The following is a 17,279-nucleotide window of genomic DNA, read 5'->3' as shown; positions in this document are numbered from 1 at the left end:
GCCAGCGCCACGCGGGGCTTGCTCACTTGACCGCCCCCGCCGTCAGGCCGGACCGCCAGAACCGCTGGAGGAAGATGAACGCGAGGACGAGAGGGAGGACGGCGAGGAGCGAACCCATGATCACCACCGGGTAGTACTCGGGCGAGACGGTCGCCTGGCTGTTCCACTGGAACAGGCCCAGGCTGACGGGATAGAGCTTCTGGTTGGACAGCATCACCATCGGCAGGAAGAAGTTGTTCCAGATCGCGGTGAGCTGGAAGAGGAAGACCGTGATCAGGCCGGGGCCGAGCATCCGCAGGGAGACACGGACGTACGTCGTCAGCTCACCGGCGCCGTCGACGCGGGCCGCCTCCAGGACTTCGTTCGGCACGTAGCCCTGGGCGAAGATGCGGCCCAGGTACACACCGAAGGGGTTGAACAGGACCGGGATGAAGACCGACCAGAAGGTGTTCACGACGCCGGTCGCGGACGCGAGCAGGTACAGCGGCAGCGCGAGCACCGTCTGCGGCACCATGACCGCCGCGAGCACCAGGCCGAACAGCTTCTCCTTGTGCCGGAAGTGGTACTTGTCGAAGGCGTAGCCACAGGCGACGCTGATCATCGCGCCGATCGCGGCGCCGAGCACCGCGTACAGCAGGCTGTTGCCGTACCAGCGGCTGTAGAGGCCGCCGTCCATCGCGAACAGGTCCTTGACGTTCTGGACGAACGAGAAGTCCTTGAAGGAGAGGATGTTGCTGCTGAACAGCGCGTCGCGGGACTTGCCGGCGGCGAGCACCAGCCACAGCGCCGGCAGCATGGTGTAGAGGACGGAGATCGCGACGACGACGTTGACGGTCGTACGGCCCAGCAGACGGGGGCGCAGCAGGGCGGACCTGCTCAGCTCGGCAGTGGTCATCGGGCGTTCTCCTCGGCCGAGTTGACGCGGTTGGTCCAGCGGGTGACGCCGTAGGAGACGGCGATCGTGATGACGAGGAGGATCACCGACGCGGCGGCCGCGAGCGAGTAGTTGTTACGGCTGAACGCCGCGTCGTAGATGTACATGCTCGGGGAGAACCGGGCATCGACGACCTGCGACCCCGCGCGCAGCAGCATCGGTTCCGTGAACAGCTGCAGCGCCCAGATCAGTGTGAACATCGCGACCATGACGATCGAGGAGCGCACCAGCGGTGCCTTCACCTGGAGGGCGGTGCGCACCGGACCCGCCCCGTCGACCACGGACGCCTCCAGGACCTCCCGGGGGACCGCTTGCAGGGCCGCGTAGAAGACGACCATGTTGTAGCCGAGATTGCTCCACACCGCGATGTTCACGATCGACGGAATCGCGGTGTGCAGGCCCAGGAAGTTGACGGTGATGTCGGCCTTGCCGAGCAACTGGATGATCGGGCTGATGCCGGGTGTGTAGAGGTACAGCCAAATCAGCGCGGCGATGATGCCGGGCACCGCATGCGGCAGGAACAGGCCCAACTGGGCCCAGGAACGGAGCCGTACGAGACCTGAGTCGAGCAGCAGCGCCAGCGCCAGCGAGCCGATGGTCATCACCGGGATGTAGATCACGCAGTACAGCGCGACCGTGCCGAGGCCGGACAGGAACGACGGGTCCGTGAGCACGGCGGCGTACGAGCGCAGGCCGACGAAGACCGTGCGCTCCGGGCCGAAGCCGAGGTCCGGCTGGTCGTCGCTGAAGAAGCTCAGCCACACCGCCGTCGCGACCGGGATCAGGAAGACGAGCGTGAGGAGGATGAAGAACGGGGCCATCAGGACGCCCGCGGCGCCGCCCCGGCGGCGCCCCGCCGCACGCTGCGCCTTGCGCCGGGCGCCGTCCGCCTCCCGCGGGGGAGCCGCCGCCGTAGCGGGGACATGGGTTGTCGCGGTCATGGGACTCACCTGCCTTTCGGGATGCGAGGGCTCACGTGGAGTGCTGGGTGGTCTTGAGGCCGAGCGCCTTGAGGTCGGGCATCGTTCCGTCCTGCGCGGCGCGCATGGAGGACTCGATCGTTCCGGAGCCTGCCGCCGCCCGGGCGAAGGCGTCCGACATGACCTGCCCGGTCGCGGTCATCCGGGGCCCCCAGACCCAGCCGTCGCTGATCTTCTGGGCCTCGTTCTCGAACAGCGTGTAGATGTCCTGCCCGCCGTAGTACGAGCGGTCGAAGGCGGCACGGCCCTCCTTGATCAGCTCGGTCACGGCCGGGTACTGGCTGCTCGCGCCGCTGGACAGGCGGGCCTTGATCGCGTCGGGGCTGGAGACCTGCCACTCGATGAACTCCATGGCGGCCTCGGGGTGCCTGCTGTCCTTGGTGATCGCGAACGTCGAGCCGCCCTGGGTGCCGAGCGCCGGCTTCGCCGGGTCCCACTGGGGCTGCGGGGCGATCCGCCACAGTCCCTTCTGCTGGGGGCGCGCATTCATCTGCGCACCCGCGTCCCAGGCTCCGCTGTGCCGGGTGAGGACGAGGCTGTTGCCGACCTGGGCGTCGGCCTCGCGGCTGTTGGGGGGATTGACATAGACAAGGTCCTCGTCGATGAGCCGCTGCCAGTACTGGGACACGCGGCGTGTGGGCGCGTCGGCGAGCGACACGTTCCAGGCGCCCTTCGAGGTGTCGAACCAGTGCGCACCGGCCCCCCAGCACCAGCCCGAGAACTGGCCCATGTCCGTGGAGAAGAAGGTCACCTTGCGCTTGCCGCCGGTCCGGCGCACGGCGCGGGCCAGATCGGTGTACTCGTCCCAGGTGGTGGGGACGTCGAAGCCGTACTTGTCGAAAAGGTCCTTGCGGTAGTGCAGCACCATCGGCTCGACGTCCAGGGGCACGCTGTACGTGCGTCCCTCGAACGTCGTCAGTCCGAGCGCCTGCGGCAGCAGCTTGGCCTTGAGCTTGTCGCTGATCACGTCCGTGATGTCCCGGGCCACACCGTCGATCGCGTAGCCCGGGACCTGCGGGTACTCGATGGTGGCGACGTCGGGCGCGTTGCCCGCGCGAGCCGCGTTGCTGAGCTTGAGATATCCGCCGGAGGTGCCGGACGGTATCTGCTCGAAAGCGACCTGGATGGTGTCGTGAGTCTTGTTGAACGCATCCACCACCTCCTGGCTGCCGCGGAGCGCGGACCAGAACGTAATGGTGGTCTTGCCTTTGGTACCGGACTTGCTGCTGCTCCCGGATGACGCGCTGTCGTTCCCGCTGCAGGCGCTCAGGGCGCCCGTCAGGGGCAGCGCGGTGATCGCGGCGAGCACCGATCGACGGCTCTGTCGACCAGGCATGGGCGCCTCCCGCGGCTCCTGCGTGTTCGAGTCACGGGAATCCTGATCGGCTGACCGGACTTGGTCAATAGAGCGATCAGAAGAAAATGAAACGGTCAAACGCTCATTATGGGGCGGCAGTTGTGCCGCCGGTTCCTGTGGCGTCGGATGCGTGCGATTCCACGGTGTGCGGGGCCTGAGTCGAACCGCGCACCTGCAGAGTGGGGAGCAGCTCCAGGCGTCGCGCCGGTCCCGCCCCCGAGGCCGACGACTGCCCGCCCAGCCGGCGCAGCAGCAACTCCGCCGCCGCCCGGCCCACCTCGGCCTTCGGCGGCGAGACGGCCGAGAGCGGCGTGCTGCCGAGACCCGCGACCACGTCGTCGTACGCGATCACGGAGCAGTCCTGAGGGACCCGCACCCCGCCGTCGCGCAGCGACTGCACCAGCATGAGCGCGTCCACGTCACCATGCAGCACTGCTGCCGTGGCCCCCAACTCGGACAGCAGCACGGGGAGTTCAATGGGATTCTCCGCCGCCTCCGCCGCCGGGTCGGGAGCCGCCCCGGGCGAGCTGAGCGCCACCGCCCACTTGTCGACGTCCGGATGGTCCGCGGCGATCTCGACGAACGCCGCGCGCAGGGCGCGGGCAGTGGGGCTGTCGTCCCTCGCGGCGAGCACGATGCGCCGGTGGCCGAGGCCCGTGAGGTGCTCGACGGCGAGATGGATGCCGTACCAGTGATCGGTACAGACCGTGTCCACGGCGTGCAGCGCGCTGCCGCGCCGTGGCCTGCGCTCCATCACGACCGCGGGCACCGGCAGGGAGGCGAGCCACGTGTAGTCGGCCTCCTCCGTGGCCCGACTCCGCCAGCGCGGGGCGATGAGCAGGCCACGCGCGCCGGCCGCCAACGCCTGTTCCACGATGGGCTGTTCGGCTCCCGCGACAGCCGGCGCGATGTGCAGCGCGATCCGGATCCCCGCCTCTTCGAACGCGGTCCGGGCGCCGTGCAGCGCCTCGTAGAGATACGAGTGGCGTTCGGGAACGACGACCGCGACCGGGCCGCCGTCGCCCATCGGTTCGACGGGGGCAGCGGCCCGTTCCGTCTCGGGCAGCACCGGGCGGGCGACGCCGTGACCACGGCGCAGCTTGCCCTCCCTGGCGAGTTCCTCGACATCGCGGCGCAGCGTCACCACCGACACGGCGAGCTCCGCGGCGAGATCGCTCACCCGCGTCGCCCCGCGCGACTGCACCACGGCGAGAATCCGCTGCCGCCTGAGTTCGACCGGCTCACGCATGCTGATGGCCCCCTCGACACCCGCTGTTCGTTTGAGCGCTTCCGTGAACGCTTCGGCGGCAGCATAACCAGCGGGCGCGGGAAGGTCAGCCCTTCGACGGCAGGGACCCGGTGTGGACGGGGCTGCCCTGTGTGCGGATCCGCCGACCGGAGCCGGGCCGCACGGTCGCGCTCACCAGGCGGGGGCCATCAGTCCAGAAGCCCCAACTGCCCAGCCGCCCGGATCGCGAGCCACACCTCGGCGAAGGACGCCGTGGCGGACAGATCGCGGCCCGTGAGCTCGCTGAAGCGGCGGAGGCGGTAGGAGAGGGTGTTGGGGTGGATGTGGAGCGCGGTCGCGGCCTCGTCCGTGCGCCGGTCGCGCTCCATCCAGGTACGCACGGAGGGGAGCAGCCGGGAGCCGTGGCTGCTGTCGTAGCGCAGTGCGTCGCCCAGCACGTGGTCCACGAGGGCTGTGAGCGCGGCGGGGTCGTCGGGCAGCCAGCGGCCGGTGGCGTCGTCGGCGTAGCGGACGAGGGGGCGGCCGGATGCCGCGGCGTGGGAGGCGGCCCACAGGGCCTCGCGCTGGGCGACCCGCAGCGAGGCGCCGGGCCGGACGGGGCGGCTCATGCCGGCCGTCACCCCCGGGAGGGCAGCGATCGTGTCGCCGAGCCGGGGCGAGCCGAAGAGGTAGCGGTCGTCGCCCCGGTTGAGGAGCAGGCAGGGCTCGTCGTGGAGCGCTTCCAGTACGGCCTGCTGTGTCACGCCTCTGACCACCGCCAGGGCGGCCTCGCCCTTGATGGAGTGGCGCAGCAGATGGCGCTTCGCGACGGCCGGATCGAGCGCGTCCTGCAGGAGCTCCGCAAGGATCTCGGTGCCTTCGCGGCGCAGCGTCTCGCGTTCGGTGCGGACCATGGCGAGTTGGAGTGCGGCCACGGTGGCGATGTGCTGCACGACGGCCAGGCCTGCCGGGCGTGCGCCGTCGTGCGCGATGGCGATGAGGAAGCCGGCGGGTCCGCCGGGTGAGGGTACGGGAAGGGCGAATCCGCCGGGGATGGTCGGCGGGGCGTCCGCCGAGCGGGGCAGCAGGGCCGGGTCCGGCGCGGGCACGCCGGGCAGCAGGGGCCGGCCCTGCCGGGTGCACAGGTAGATCGCGTATCCGGAGAGGTTCTCCAGGCGGCTGAAGAGTTCGGCCGTGTCCAGGTTCTCCGAGGTGAGCCAGCGCAAGGCGCCGAAGACCTCGAGCTGGGCGCCGAGCCGGTGGCGGGCGTCGTCCTGGACGGCGGCCGCGACTTCCTGCGCGACCGCGATGAAGGGGACGGCGAGCGGTACTTCCAGAACCGGCATGCCGCGCTCCTCGGCAGCGGCGTGGAACGCCTGGCGCAGCGGAGGCATGTGCAGCTGGGCGGAGACGGCCAGGGCGGCCACCCCGGCGTCGTCGAGCCGTTCCAGGTAGGCCCGCTGTCCGGCGGCCGAGCGCGGCATCGCGAGACCCGTCGTCATGATCATCTCGGCGCCCAGGAGCCAGGGCGTGGGGTCGTCCAGCTCGCTGACATGCGCCCACGACACCGGGCGGGTCAGGCCCGCGGCGCCCGCGACCAGGCGCAACTGCAACGCGGGGTAGGACAGCAGATCCGCGACGGTCACCCGCTGCCGGTCCACCCGGTCGGTGCCGTGTTCTTTGTGCTCAGCCACAAAGTGAGGCTACCTCTTCGTGCCTGCACCGATTGCCGTGGCAATCCCTTGCCGTGCACACTCACCCGACCACCTGCATATGTTTCGCTGTCGCGCAAGAAAAATGCCCGTCGCGTCCGCCGACGACCTGATCGACCTGCTCGCTCCCAAGGAGGACGAATGAGTGATTCCCCGGCTCTGACGGAGGTGGAGCAGTACGGCGTCGAACGCATCCCTGACTCGGACCGCTCCGCCAAGCCCCTGGACCTGTTCCGGGTCGCGTTCGGTGGCGCCAACACCTTCGCCACCTGCGTCCTGGGCGCCTTCCCCATCCTGTTCGGCCTCTCGTTCTGGCAGGGTCTCGCAGCGACCGTGCTCGGCCTTGTGGCCGGTGCGCTGATCCTGGCGCCGCTCGCGGTGTTCGGCCCGCGCAACGGCACCAACAACGCCGTGTCGTCCTCGGCCCACCTGGGTGTGCACGGCCGGATCGTCGGCTCGTTCCTTTCGCTGCTCACCGCCGTCGCGTTCTTCTCGATCTCCGTGTGGTCCTCCGGCGACGCCCTGGTCGGCGGCGCGCACCGGCTGATGGGGGTGCCGCAGAACGACGGCGTGTTCGCGCTGGCGTACGGCGTGTTCGCGCTGCTTGTGCTGACGGTGTGCGTGTACGGCTTCCGGTTCATGCTGTTCGTGAACAAGATCGCGGTGGTGGCGGCGTCCACGCTGTTCGTCCTCGGCTTCTTCGCCTTCGCCGGGGACTTCGACCCGGGCTACCAGGGGTCGTTCTCGTCCGCCTCGTCCGCCGGGTTCTGGCCCGCCTTCATCGGCTCCGCCCTGATCGTGCTGTCCAACCCGGTGTCCTTCGGCGCCTTCCTCGGCGACTGGGCCCGCTACATCCCGGCACAGGCCTCGAACCGCCGGGTCGTCACGGCCGCGTTCGCCTCGCAGATCGCCACGATCCTGCCCTTCTTCTTCGGGCTCGCCACCGCCTCGATCATCGCGGAGAAGGCGGCCAAGTACATGGACCCGAGCGCGTCGAACTACGTCGGAGGGCTCCTCGCGATCGCGCCCGGCTGGTACTTCCTGCCCGTGTGTCTGCTCGCGCTGATCGGCGGCATGTCCACCGGCACCACCTCGCTCTACGGCACCGGGCTCGACTTCTCCAGCGTGTTCACCCGGTTCAGCCGTGTGCAGGCGACGCTGTTCGTCGGTGTGCTGTCGATCGGGTTCATCTTCGTGGGGCGCTTCGCGGCCAACCTGTCGCAGTCCATCTCGACGTTCGCGACGCTGATCATCACCTGCACCGCCCCTTGGATGGTGATCATGATGCTCGGCTGGCTGACCCGCCGCGGCTGGTACGACCCCGACTCGCTCCAGGTCTTCAACCGGCGCCAGAAGGGCGGCCGTTACTGGTTCACCCACGGCTGGAACTGGCGCGGCATGGGCGCGTGGCTGACCTCCGCGGTCCTCGCCCTGATGTTCGTGAACCTGCCCGGCCAGTTCGTCGGCCCGCTCGGCGACCTGGCCGGCGGAGTGGACCTCTCGCTCCTGGTGGGCCTGGGCGTCGCCGCCCTCCTCTACCTGGCCCTGCTGTGGCTCTTCCCCGAGCCGCGCGAGGTCTACGGGCCGCAGGGGCCGCGCCTGGTCCGCGCCTCGAACACGCCCGTCCCGCCGATCACCGACGACGTTCCCGCGCCCGTCGCCGCCGCCGCGGAAAGGGCGTGACGGCCATGCGCCTCGTAGACCTGTCCGTCGAGCTCGCGACCGGCATGCCGGTCTACCCCGGCGACCCGCGCGTCACGCTCACCCCCGCCCTGAGCGTCGCGGCGGACGGCGTGAACGTCCTGCACCTGGACATGGGGTCCCAGTCCGGTACGCATGTCGACGCACCGTTCCACATCGACGACTCGCTGCCCACCCTCGACCAGCTCCCACTGGACCGCTTCGTGGGAGAGGCCGTCGTCGTCGACGCCCGCGGCGCGCAGCCGCGTTCGCCGCTCGGGCCGGACCTCTTCGAGGGCCGGATCCGGGCCGGGGTGATCGTCCTCGTGGCCACCGGCTGGTCGGCGCACTGGGGCACCGACGACTACCTCACCCACCCGTACCTGACCCGGGAGGCGGCCGAACTCCTGGTCGCCGCGGGAGTTCGTACGGTCGGCATCGACGCCTTGAGCGTGGATCCCACCCCCGCCGACGAGTTCCCCGCCCACCAGATCCTGTGCGGGGCGCACGCCGTGATCGCCGAGAACCTGACCGGACTCGGCCCACTGGTCGACGCGCAGTCGGCGGGCGAGCCCATCGAGGTCTCGCTGCTGCCGCTGAAACTGCCCGCCGCCGACGGCGCGCCCGTACGCGCCGTCGCCCGCATCGGCTGAACCGCCCCCGCACCCCTGCCAGAAGGAGCACGACCCATGACCGACGAGGTCCTGAAGGCCGCCGACGCCCTGGTGTCCGCGTTCGGCGAAGGCCGCCTCGACGACTACTTCGGCGCGTTCACGCCGGACGCGACGTTCGTCTTCCACACCACCGCCGAACGCGTCGCGTCCACCGCCGACTACCGCGCCCTGTGGAACCGCTGGGTCGCCGAGGACGGATTCCGGGTCGTGCGCTGCACATCGGCCGATCAGCTGGTGCAGCCCTTCGGCGACACCGCGGTGTTCAGCCACCGGGTCGAGACCACGGTGGCCACGACGGCCGGCGAGGAGACGCTCCACGAACGCGAGACGATCGTGTTCGCCCGCCAGGACTCCGGCCGCTGGCTCGCCGTCCACGAGCACCTCTCACCGGCCCCCGAGGCCTGACGTGCCGCTCGGCGACGTTGCCCGGCATGCCTCAGGCGTCCCGGGCAACGTCGCTGTCGTTCGGGCACCGTCGCCCCCGCGCCGGTCCGCTCGTCGAGTCCCGGGCCTGGAGGGACGTACGCAGGACCACCGTCTGCGGTGGCTTGTCCGTGCCCGCGATGCGCTCCAGAAGAAGTCCCGCCGCGGCGAACCCGAGCTCGTACGACGGTAGTTGGACCGAGGTCGGTGACGGGCTGACCAGTTCGGGCCACGGAACGTCGCCGAAGAGAGCAGGCCGGTCTGGGTACGTTCGCGGCCCGTTCCACCGTGTCCCGGCCGCCGTTGAACACCCGCGACACCGTTGCCGGGGAGACCCCGGCCGCGCGTGCCACGTCGTAGATCGTCGCCCCCTGCCCTCTCACTCAACAAGGCGGCTCCTGCCGCGGACACGGGCACAACCCCGGCCGCGGGTCGTCCGCGGCGACGGCCCTTCGGCCCCCGGGCCGGGCTCGTCCCCCTGGCGGTCGTCCTGTCCGCAGCCGGCATCTTCCCGGTGCTGCACCCAGTACGGCGCGAACTGGAACTACGTCCTGGCCGCCGCCGTGGTGGCGGTGACACCCATGCTCGCCCTCTTCCTCGTCGTCCAGCGCCAGATGGTCGAGTCCATCAAGACTTCCGGCCTGAAATGACCCAGCGCAATGCTCCGGAACGAACCGAGAAATACGGTGCTCGTATGCCTCAGTCAGCAGTCATCGGTGTGGACATCGGAACGTCCAGCAGCAAGGGCGTCCTCGTCGGGCTCGACGGAGCCGTGCTGCACACGGCCGTCCGTGAACACGCCGTCGACCGCCCGGCCCCCGGGCACGTCGAGATGGACGCGGACATCTGGTGGGATGAATTCGTCTCCCTGACCCGCGAGCTGACCACCGTCCGCGACGCGGAGGTCATCGCGGTCGGGGTCAGCGGTATGGGCCCCTGTGTGCTGCTCGCCGACGAGAACGACACACCTGTACGCCCCGCGATCCTCTACGGCGTGGACACCCGCTCCGTCCCCCAGATCGAGCGGCTCGAAAGCGAGCTGGGCGCCGAAGAGATCGCCCACCGCTGTGGCTCGCGGCTCACGACCCAGGCGGCGGGGGCCAAGGTGGCGTGGATCGCCGAACAGGAACCGGAGCTCTACGGCCGCGCCCGCAGGCTCTACATGCCCAGCTCCTGGCTCGTACGCAGACTCACTGGCGCCTACGTCCTCGACCACCACTCGGCCAGCCAGAGCACCCCGCTCTACGACACCCTGACCCGCGACTGGTACACCCGGTGGAGCGACCTGATCGCCCCCGGCATCGAACTTCCCGAACTGCGCTGGTCCGGCGAGGCGGCGGGCACGGTGACCGCCGAGGCCGCGCGCCTCACCGGCCTGTCGACCGGTATCCCGGTCACCACCGGAACCATCGACGCCTGGGCCGAGGCGCTGAGCGTCGGCGCGCATGGGATCGGCGACCTCATGCTCATGTACGGCACGACGATGTTCCTCGTCCACACCGTGCCGGGGCTGCTGCGCGACCCCTCGCTGTGGAGCACCGTCGGCGCCCTCCCCGACACCCGCAACCTCGCCGGCGGAATGGCAACGTCCGGCGCCGTCACGAGTTGGCTGCGCGAACTGTTCGGCAGCGACGACTACCGGCAACTGCTGTGCCTGGCCGAGGAGTCGGGCCCGGGCGCGGGCGGCCTGCTGATGCTTCCGTACTTCGCCGGGGAGCGCACCCCGATCGCCGACCCACGGGCGCGCGGGGTCATCGCGGGCCTCACGCTGTCCCACACCCGCGGAGACCTGTACCGGGCAGCCCTGGAAGGCACGGCGTACGGAGTGCGGCACAACATCGAGGCCATCGAGGCCGCCGGGGGTGACATCCGCCGCGTCGTCGCTGTCGGCGGCGGCACCCAGGGACGCCTGTGGACCCAGATCGTCTCCGACGTCACCGGCAGGGCCCAAGAGGTGCGCACGACCTCGATCGGCGCCTCCTACGGAGGGGCGCTCCTCGCCGCCCAACTCGTGACCGACGCCCGCATCGACGCATGGAACCCGGTCCAGGAACTAGTCACCCCGCGCCCGGAGATGACGTCCCGCTACGACGAGCTGTACGCGCTGTACCGCGAGCTCTACCCGGCGTCGTCCCACGTCGTCCACGCACTGGCCGACTTCCAGTCCCGCTGAACACCAGGTAGTACCCCTGCCCGCGCAGCGGCCCCCTCCCACACTCTTCCCTCCCACACACCTGCGGAGCATCCGCATGCCCTGCGCCGTCCCGCAGACCGTCCTCGCCGGCGACGATCCCCACGACGACCTCAACACCGTATGGCGAGCCCGGCCGCGGTTCGCTCCCGCGCTCGTCCTCAACGCTCCGGTGCCGCACGCGATGTGGGCGTTCGACCGGATGCCGGACCGGAAAGTGAGAGAGTCTTGAAAATGCGTACCACGGGATACACAGCGGCAGAGTACGGCGACGTCAGCGTGCTCGTAGGCGACCGACGCGGTGCCTATCCGTACGGCAACACGCTGTTGGTGCGTGGCACGGCCGAATCGCTGGTCGTCGACCCGTCGTTGTCGCTCGTCGAAGGCGGGCCGCCCGCGGACCTGGTGCTCGTGAGCCATGCGCACGAGGACCACATCGCCGGTCTCGGCAGTTACGAGGTGCCCGTCCACACCCACGGAGGTGACCTCGACGCGCTGCGATCCCGCGAAGCTCTGGTCGCGGGGATCGGCCTGCCACCCGAAGAGGTCGACGCCGTCGACAAGATGATGCGGGACGAGTTCCATGTGCAGGGGCGACCGGACGCGAAGGGGTTCGAGGACGGGACCGTGTTCGACCTCGGCGGCCGCACCGTGACCGTCGTGCATCTGCCGGGGCACACCGCGGGCCACAGCGGCTTCCTGATCGAGCCGGACGGCTTCCTGTTCGTGGGGGACATCGACCTGACGTCGTTCGGTCCGTACTACGGGGACCTCGGCAGCAGTCTCGTGGACTTCGAGGCGTCGATGCGCCGGTGCCGGGAGATCGACGCCCGCTGGTACGGCACGTCCCACCAGAAGGGCGTCATCGAGGGCGCCGAGGAATTCCGGCGCCGGCTCGACGCCTTTGCCGGCGTGGTGGCCAAGCGCGAGGCGGCGCTGCTCACGTTCCTTGCGGAGCCGCGGACCGTCGAGGAGATCGTCGAGCACAGGCTCGTCTACCGGCCCCACGTCGAAGGGCCGCATGTGCGGCCGGTCGAGCGGAGGACGGCGGTGCAGCACCTGGACGTGCTGAAGGGCGGAGGGCTGGTCGCCGAGGTGGAGCAAGGACGGTTCCGGGCGACGTAGGCCCTTGCGATCGGCTGCAACAGGCCCGAGTCTGTTGGCACTTCGCGCGGAGACCGGCCAAGGTGGGTGATGTGCTCCCCGTTGGCCGGTCGGTGGTGCGTCGGTCAGCTGTGCGTAGTCGCGCGGCGAGCGATCAGCGGGTCGTGGTGACCCGGTGCTCCCTGAGCGCGGCACAGTTGGACCCGGTCACCTGGACGTACACGTTGTTGATGTTGCCGCCCCAGTCGACGCAGTGGGCCTTGCCGTAGACGTAGATCGGTCCCGCGTACGAGGTGTACTGCCCGTAGTCCTGGTCACCCTGGTCGGTGTCGGAGACGTAGATCCACGCGGACATGTCCAGCCGGGTGCCGGGGTTGTTGCGGATGGTCGCGACGCAGTTCTTGCCGTTCGACGCGTTGTACGTGAGGTAGACCGTGCCCAGTGAGCCGACCGGCGCCGAGTTGACGGTCTTGTAGCTGCTTCCGCAGACCTTCTGCGGTGTGGTGTTGGGCGCGGCGGAGGCGGGTCCCGCCAGCGCGGTCGTGCCCCCGATCGCCAGGGCTGCCAGAGCGGCACCAGTCAGGACAGGTCGGCTGAATCGCATATTTCCCCCTTGTGATCTTTGCGAGTTTGTTGCTCTTACATCATGTGACTCGCGACACATCGGGATGGTTGTGCCTCTCCGCAAGAGAAGTCGGATGCGGATCGTCGGGCCTGTCGACAGGTGCCCAACGCCCTTGCGTGGACGACCTGTTGGCGGTGTCACGACTTCTGGATGCGGAGACGGAGCGGTACAGGGGAGGGCGTCTGCCGGGGGACGGGCTACGCCCTCCCCTCCCGTACGCCGCGTATCAGCCGGTCGCCGCCAGCACCTTGCAGTTCGCCCAGTGCGCGAGAGTCAGCGACGCGGTCCGCTCCGGGCGGCGCCGACGGGGCATGCTGCGGCGCGACTCGTCGGCCAGCGCCTCCCGGAGAGGAATCAGGTGAGCAGCCACTGCCGCCAGGCAGTAGTGCTCGTCCCGGCACGCGGAACAGGTCGCCAAGTGGGCGGTGACGGCGCGGGCCTCTTCCTCGGCGAGTGCGTCGAGTGTGTAGCCGGCCAGCCGTTCACGGGTGGTGTGGCATTCCTGCGAGTTACTGAACATGTCGAGTCCTCTCCTGGCCACCGCACAAGCGCGGAATCGCGCAGCTGCGGCACATGAGGCGGGCAGGCGCCGAGGGCCGGTCGTGCCGCGGGGCACTGGGGCTCGAGGACCTGCTTCCGTTCATACGTTCAATGTGGCCGACGCGGGGCGATCACGCGTCGTCCCCCTGAAGCGAATCGCGTCTACTGCATCCGTGGTATCCGATGCCCGCGCGTACGGCCGACGCCGTCCCGCCTGCTCCGGGCGGCCCTCAGGCCTGTGGGCCGGCCGGTTCCACCACTGGGCTGACCAGGCCGCACTGGTAGGCCATGACCACGAGCTGGGCCCGGTCGCGCGCCGCCAGCTTGGTCATGGCGCGGTTGACGTGCGTCTTCGCGGTCAGCGGACTTACGAACAAACGTTCGGCAATATCTTCGTTCGATAGGCCCAGCGCCACCAGGCACATCACATCGCGCTCCCGCGGTGTCAGGTACTGCAGGCGTTCCTGGACGACGGCCGGAAACAGCTCGGGCTGAGCCAGAAAACGGGAAATCAGTGCGCGGGTCGCCACGGGGGAGAGCAGCGCCTCACCGGCGGCCACCGTGCGGACGGCTTCGAGCAGGACCTCCGGCCGCACACCCTTGCCGAGAAAGCCGCTCGCCCCCGCGCGCAGCGCCTCGGCGACGTGTTCGTCGTCCTCGAAGGTGGTGAGGATCAGGACTTTCACCCCGGCGAGGTCCTCAGCCTCACTGATCAGGCGCGTGGCGTCGAGGCCGTCCATCTCGGGCATGCGGATATCCATCAGGACCACGTCCGGATGGAGCTCTTCGCAGAGGTCCACGGCCTCCTTGCCGTTCTCGGCTTCCCCCACGGTCTCCATGTCGTCCGCGGAATCGAACAGCATCTTGAAGGTGCCCCGCAGCAGAGCCTGGTCATCGGCGAGAAGGACACGGATCGTCACGCTCGTCCCTCCTCGGCGGTGCCCCTCGAAGCCGTCTCGTCGGTACCCGCCGACGCCGGTTCGCCTTCGGCCGTGCCGGACAGCAGCGGCAGCTCGGCAATCACGGTGAAACCGCCTTCGGCGCGAGGTCCCGCTTGCACCCTGCCTCCGACTGTGCCGGCCCGCTCGCGCATCCCGATCAGCCCGTGGCCCGTTCCCGGGTCGGAACGAGTGGGCTGCGACGGTCCGTCGTCCTGCACGGTGATCGTCAGCAGGTTCGGGAGGTAGGCCAGGTCCAGTCGGGCCTGGTCCACACCCGAGTGCTTGCGCACGTTGGTCAGGGCCTCCTGAATGATGCGGTACGCCGCCAGGTCGGCCGCCGGTGGCAGGGGTTTGGGGGCGCCGCTCAGCGTCTGTTTGACAGCAAGCCCAGCACGTTCGAAGGACGCCAGAAGGTCGGGTACGTGACCCATGCCCGGCGTCGGATCACGGGGCGCGGCTGTCTCGTCCGGCTGCCGCAGCAGGCTCACGGTCACCCGCAGTTCGTCGAGCGCGGACTGACTCACGTCGCGGATCCCCTCCAGGGCCGTGAGTACGTGTTCGGGCCGCTGCTCCACAAGGTGGACGGCGACGCCCGCCTGGGCGTTGATCAGGGCGATGTGGTGGGCCACGACGTCGTGCAACTCACGCGCGATCCGCATACGTTCGGCCGCCACCCGCTGACGGGCCTCCTGCTCGCGGGTGCGTTCCGCGTGCTCCGCCCGTTCTTCCACGGCTGCCACATAGGCCCTGCGCGATCGCACGCCGTCACCGACCGCCGCCGGCAGAGCCGTCCATGCCAGCATCGCCGCGTTGTCGGGGGAAAGCCACGTCCGTGGGTCGGTCACAATGGCCGCTCCCACCAGCACGGCCGCCGACACGCACGCTGTTGTCCAGGTGGTGCGCCGGTCGGTGCACGCGGCGACCGTGTACACGGACAGGATGACCGAGCTCGTCCCCAGTGGACCCTCCCGGAATCCGAGCGCCTGAAGCACCACTGCGCAGGCGCCGGCCACGACGAGTACGCCGAAGGGGTGGCGGCGCCGCCACACCAGCGCGAAGCAGCTGGTCCCGACGAGCACCACGGCCTGCCATCGGATGGCGAGCCGGTGCTCCTCATGAACGATCGAGACCGCCACCATCGACAGCAGAAAGACCACGGCCGCCAACAAGACGTCCATGACGCGAACCCGAGCCTGCGCTCCCGGACGTTTAGCGGTCATCACTGCCATGTCACCAACGTAGGGCTGGTGACCGGACCAGGCACCGCGAGCGCAGGCGCCGAAACCGCGGACGCATCCGCTGTGGGATGCGCGGACGCATCCACAGACGGCATCCACGGAGGGCATCCGCGGACGCATCCACGGTCAGAACCGCGGACACATCCTCCTCAGCGGTCCTCGGTCAGTTGGAAGGCGGGCGCCAGGAAGGTCTTCGCGCCGGGGGCGCTCGGCATCCGCATCAGCGCACGGGCCTGCTTACCGAGGACCTCCATCTGCTTCTGGGCCCGGCGGAGCTCTTCGGGGTGGCCGTCGAACACGCGGTTGAGCGTCCTGAGCATCTCGGTGTAGGCGCGGTCGCACCGTTCGGACGCTTTGCGCGCCGCCGAGCCCTCTTCCAGCCGCTGGGTGTCGGGATTCTCGACCAGGCGATGCACACCGCTCGGATCGAACGGGATCGGCGGCCCGTCGAACGCCCAGTAGCCGTGTGTCTTGACCAGTCGGCGCCCCTGCACGATTTCCCAGAACCGGTAGTAGTGCGCCAGCTCATCCGTGCCTGACTCAGCCTGGACGGCCGGTGGTGGTCCGTCGGCCGCCGATGGTTCGGTGACGGCCGACGGTTCGGTGGCGGCCGACGCCGAAGCCGGCGCCCCTGCGCCGGTGGCGAGCACCCCCGACACAGCGGCAGTGGCCGCCAGTTGCAGAGCGGTACGTCGGTCGGGCCCGCCGGCGGCCCCGTCCTGTTCGGTGCTGGTCATGACGCCCTTCCCGGTAGCGGACCCACGGTCGGGTCCTGGGCGTGGCCCTCGCCCTGGTCGATGATCTCGAGGATGGCCCAGAGCGCTGTCTGCAGATTGGTCACCCGGTACAGCCGTCCGGGGGCGTGCGGCCAGCTGACCTGTCTGCGTGGATCGCCGCTGAACAGATTCTCGTCACTCTCGTCGAGATCGGTCAGCACCTGTGCGATGCGCTGGTAGAACCCGCCGACGGTGGTGGCGTCGTAGTCGGCCAGGGCGAAGAACTTCCGAGGGGCGTCGAGGGCCTCTTCGTTGAGGTTCTGGATGTTCCCGTGTTCGTCCAGCTGAGGGTTGCAATCAACGATGTCCTTGAGCGCTCTTTGGTCGGCCGGGGCGAGCGGGTCCTCGGGCAGCTCGATCCCCATGAAGACCTGGCGTACCCGTTCGATCGAGCAGGCGCCGAGCGAGACCTCCAGGTCGGGGATCACCCCGCCGGGCAGCCGCCCGGGGTAGACGGGAACCAGGTCCGGGTCGTCGAACCTGGGGGTGGTACCGATCGAGTTCATGATGTTTCCGATCAGTGCCAGGTGCAGCATCTCCTGCATGACGACGCTGCGGATGATGCGTTCGACTTCGCGGTTCTTTCCGTCCTTGAGGGAGAACATCGCGCAGAGGTACGGGGGAATGGTGGCGTGTTCGAGGGCGAGAGCTGATCGCAGGAGCGAGTCCAGATCAGCCCGGTCGTGCACCGTCGTGGTCGCCGGAGGGAAGACGTGATCATCCCCGGCATCGACCGTTCTGGTAGGAATTGAAACGGTCTCGTTCATACGTTCCTTTGGTCGCATAGCTCTGACGCTGCACGATCGCACGGCGTCAACGCGTCGACGGGGAACGGCGAAGCCCAGTACCGCGCGCAGGGGAGCCGAACAGGCAAAT

Annotated in this window: 17 protein-coding genes and 1 pseudogene; 6 read left to right on the top strand and 12 right to left on the bottom strand. The window is 69.5% G+C overall.

Annotation, left to right across the window (positions count from 1 at the left end; all coding sequences use genetic code 11):
• Nucleotides 1-22: 22 nt before the first annotated feature.
• From OG698_RS02880 to OG698_RS02860, 5 genes are all read right to left on the bottom strand, one after another.
• Entirely contained in the window at nucleotides 23-895 is an 873-nt protein-coding gene (locus tag OG698_RS02880) for a carbohydrate ABC transporter permease (RefSeq protein ID WP_406101211.1), read from the bottom strand.
• Nucleotides 892-1,875, bottom strand: a complete 984-nt coding sequence (locus OG698_RS02875; RefSeq protein WP_406101210.1) for a carbohydrate ABC transporter permease — start codon at nucleotides 1,873-1,875, stop codon at nucleotides 892-894. The genes OG698_RS02880 and OG698_RS02875 overlap by 4 nt, the downstream gene beginning before the upstream one ends.
• A gap of 31 nt (nucleotides 1,876-1,906) precedes the next feature.
• Complete coding sequence (locus tag OG698_RS02870) at nucleotides 1,907-3,250, bottom strand: ABC transporter substrate-binding protein (RefSeq protein ID WP_406101209.1); 1,344 nt, start codon at nucleotides 3,248-3,250, stop codon at nucleotides 1,907-1,909.
• 106 nt (nucleotides 3,251-3,356) lie between these two features.
• Nucleotides 3,357-4,520, bottom strand: coding sequence for a substrate-binding domain-containing protein (locus OG698_RS02865; RefSeq protein WP_406101208.1), 1,164 nt, complete (start codon nucleotides 4,518-4,520; stop codon nucleotides 3,357-3,359).
• A 188-nt stretch (nucleotides 4,521-4,708) separates the two neighbouring features.
• Nucleotides 4,709-6,193, bottom strand: coding sequence for a PucR family transcriptional regulator (locus tag OG698_RS02860; RefSeq protein WP_406101207.1), 1,485 nt, complete (start codon nucleotides 6,191-6,193; stop codon nucleotides 4,709-4,711).
• A 159-nt stretch (nucleotides 6,194-6,352) separates the two neighbouring features.
• Here OG698_RS02860 and OG698_RS02855 point away from each other — a divergent pair, with 159 nt between their 5' ends.
• From OG698_RS02855 to OG698_RS02845, 3 genes are read left to right on the top strand one after another with little or no spacing between them, the layout of a single operon-like run.
• Nucleotides 6,353-7,894 (top strand): purine-cytosine permease family protein, encoded by a 1,542-nt coding sequence (locus OG698_RS02855; RefSeq protein WP_399976687.1) that lies wholly within the window; start codon nucleotides 6,353-6,355, stop codon nucleotides 7,892-7,894.
• Nucleotides 7,895-7,899: 5 nt separating this feature from the next.
• Nucleotides 7,900-8,544: a cyclase family protein gene (locus OG698_RS02850; protein WP_406110795.1), complete on the top strand. Its 645-nt coding sequence runs from the start codon at nucleotides 7,900-7,902 to the stop codon at nucleotides 8,542-8,544.
• A 36-nt stretch (nucleotides 8,545-8,580) separates the two neighbouring features.
• Nucleotides 8,581-8,970: a YybH family protein gene (locus tag OG698_RS02845; protein ID WP_406101206.1), complete on the top strand. Its 390-nt coding sequence runs from the start codon at nucleotides 8,581-8,583 to the stop codon at nucleotides 8,968-8,970.
• 31 nt (nucleotides 8,971-9,001) lie between these two features.
• Here OG698_RS02845 and OG698_RS02840 read toward each other — a convergent pair.
• Nucleotides 9,002-9,217, bottom strand: a pseudogene (locus OG698_RS02840) (substrate-binding domain-containing protein); the annotation flags it as partial.
• A 465-nt stretch (nucleotides 9,218-9,682) separates the two neighbouring features.
• Between OG698_RS02840 and OG698_RS02835 the strand changes: the two are divergent.
• The 3 genes from OG698_RS02835 (at nucleotide 9,683) to OG698_RS02825 (ending at nucleotide 12,304) form a co-directional block, all read left to right on the top strand.
• Nucleotides 9,683-11,161 (top strand): FGGY-family carbohydrate kinase, encoded by a 1,479-nt coding sequence (locus OG698_RS02835; protein ID WP_406101205.1) that lies wholly within the window; start codon nucleotides 9,683-9,685, stop codon nucleotides 11,159-11,161.
• A 76-nt stretch (nucleotides 11,162-11,237) separates the two neighbouring features.
• On the top strand, nucleotides 11,238-11,411 hold the full coding sequence (locus OG698_RS02830; protein ID WP_406101203.1) for a hypothetical protein: 174 nt from the start codon (nucleotides 11,238-11,240) through the stop codon (nucleotides 11,409-11,411).
• Between the two features lie 2 nt (nucleotides 11,412-11,413).
• The gene (locus tag OG698_RS02825; protein WP_406101202.1) at nucleotides 11,414-12,304 is read left to right on the top strand and encodes an MBL fold metallo-hydrolase; all 891 of its coding nucleotides are present in this window, start codon (nucleotides 11,414-11,416) and stop codon (nucleotides 12,302-12,304) included.
• Between the two features lie 133 nt (nucleotides 12,305-12,437).
• On the opposite strand, the gene OG698_RS02820 is transcribed toward OG698_RS02825, so the two are convergent.
• The 6 genes from OG698_RS02820 to OG698_RS02795 form a co-directional block, all read right to left on the bottom strand.
• Nucleotides 12,438-12,887, bottom strand: a complete 450-nt coding sequence (locus OG698_RS02820) for a spore-associated protein (protein WP_406101201.1) — start codon at nucleotides 12,885-12,887, stop codon at nucleotides 12,438-12,440.
• Nucleotides 12,888-13,134: 247 nt separating this feature from the next.
• On the bottom strand, nucleotides 13,135-13,428 hold the full coding sequence (locus OG698_RS02815; RefSeq protein ID WP_383089574.1) for a zf-HC2 domain-containing protein: 294 nt from the start codon (nucleotides 13,426-13,428) through the stop codon (nucleotides 13,135-13,137).
• A gap of 250 nt (nucleotides 13,429-13,678) precedes the next feature.
• Entirely contained in the window at nucleotides 13,679-14,368 is a 690-nt protein-coding gene (locus tag OG698_RS02810; protein ID WP_406101200.1) for a response regulator, read from the bottom strand.
• The gene (locus OG698_RS02805) at nucleotides 14,365-15,567 is read right to left on the bottom strand and encodes a sensor histidine kinase (protein WP_406101199.1); all 1,203 of its coding nucleotides are present in this window, start codon (nucleotides 15,565-15,567) and stop codon (nucleotides 14,365-14,367) included. The genes OG698_RS02810 and OG698_RS02805 overlap by 4 nt, the downstream gene beginning before the upstream one ends.
• A 209-nt stretch (nucleotides 15,568-15,776) precedes the next feature.
• Nucleotides 15,777-16,364, bottom strand: coding sequence for a hypothetical protein (locus OG698_RS02800; RefSeq protein WP_406101197.1), 588 nt, complete (start codon nucleotides 16,362-16,364; stop codon nucleotides 15,777-15,779).
• Nucleotides 16,361-17,170 carry a ferritin-like protein gene (locus OG698_RS02795; protein ID WP_406101195.1) on the bottom strand — a complete coding sequence of 270 codons (810 nt, stop codon included), beginning with the start codon at nucleotides 17,168-17,170 and terminating at the stop codon, nucleotides 16,361-16,363. Before OG698_RS02795 ends, OG698_RS02800 begins: the two co-directional genes overlap by 4 nt.
• Between the last annotated feature and the right edge of the window lie 109 nt (nucleotides 17,171-17,279).

Source organism: Streptomyces sp. NBC_01003, from assembly GCF_045162695.1.
GTDB lineage: Bacteria > Actinomycetota > Actinomycetes > Streptomycetales > Streptomycetaceae > Streptomyces.
The sequence above is the reverse complement of the archived record's forward strand: the minus strand, read 5'-3'. Positions and strand labels throughout refer to the sequence as shown.

Coding starts and splice junctions, on each gene's coding strand:
- OG698_RS02880 (WP_406101211.1), bottom strand. CDS start 895: ATGACCACTGCCGAGCTGAGCAGGTCCGCCCTGCTGCGCCCCCGTCTG.
- OG698_RS02875 (WP_406101210.1), bottom strand. CDS start 1,875: ATGACCGCGACAACCCATGTCCCCGCTACGGCGGCGGCTCCCCCGCGG.
- OG698_RS02870 (WP_406101209.1), bottom strand. CDS start 3,250: ATGCCTGGTCGACAGAGCCGTCGATCGGTGCTCGCCGCGATCACCGCG.
- OG698_RS02865 (WP_406101208.1), bottom strand. CDS start 4,520: ATGCGTGAGCCGGTCGAACTCAGGCGGCAGCGGATTCTCGCCGTGGTG.
- OG698_RS02855 (WP_399976687.1), top strand. CDS start 6,353: ATGAGTGATTCCCCGGCTCTGACGGAGGTGGAGCAGTACGGCGTCGAA.
- OG698_RS02850 (WP_406110795.1), top strand. CDS start 7,900: ATGCGCCTCGTAGACCTGTCCGTCGAGCTCGCGACCGGCATGCCGGTC.
- OG698_RS02845 (WP_406101206.1), top strand. CDS start 8,581: ATGACCGACGAGGTCCTGAAGGCCGCCGACGCCCTGGTGTCCGCGTTC.
- OG698_RS02835 (WP_406101205.1), top strand. CDS start 9,683: ATGCCTCAGTCAGCAGTCATCGGTGTGGACATCGGAACGTCCAGCAGC.
- OG698_RS02830 (WP_406101203.1), top strand. CDS start 11,238: ATGCCCTGCGCCGTCCCGCAGACCGTCCTCGCCGGCGACGATCCCCAC.
- OG698_RS02825 (WP_406101202.1), top strand. CDS start 11,414: ATGCGTACCACGGGATACACAGCGGCAGAGTACGGCGACGTCAGCGTG.
- OG698_RS02820 (WP_406101201.1), bottom strand. CDS start 12,887: ATGCGATTCAGCCGACCTGTCCTGACTGGTGCCGCTCTGGCAGCCCTG.
- OG698_RS02815 (WP_383089574.1), bottom strand. CDS start 13,428: ATGTTCAGTAACTCGCAGGAATGCCACACCACCCGTGAACGGCTGGCC.
- OG698_RS02805 (WP_406101199.1), bottom strand. CDS start 15,567: ATGGACGTCTTGTTGGCGGCCGTGGTCTTTCTGCTGTCGATGGTGGCG.
- OG698_RS02800 (WP_406101197.1), bottom strand. CDS start 16,364: ATGACCAGCACCGAACAGGACGGGGCCGCCGGCGGGCCCGACCGACGT.
- OG698_RS02795 (WP_406101195.1), bottom strand. CDS start 17,170: ATGAACGAGACCGTTTCAATTCCTACCAGAACGGTCGATGCCGGGGAT.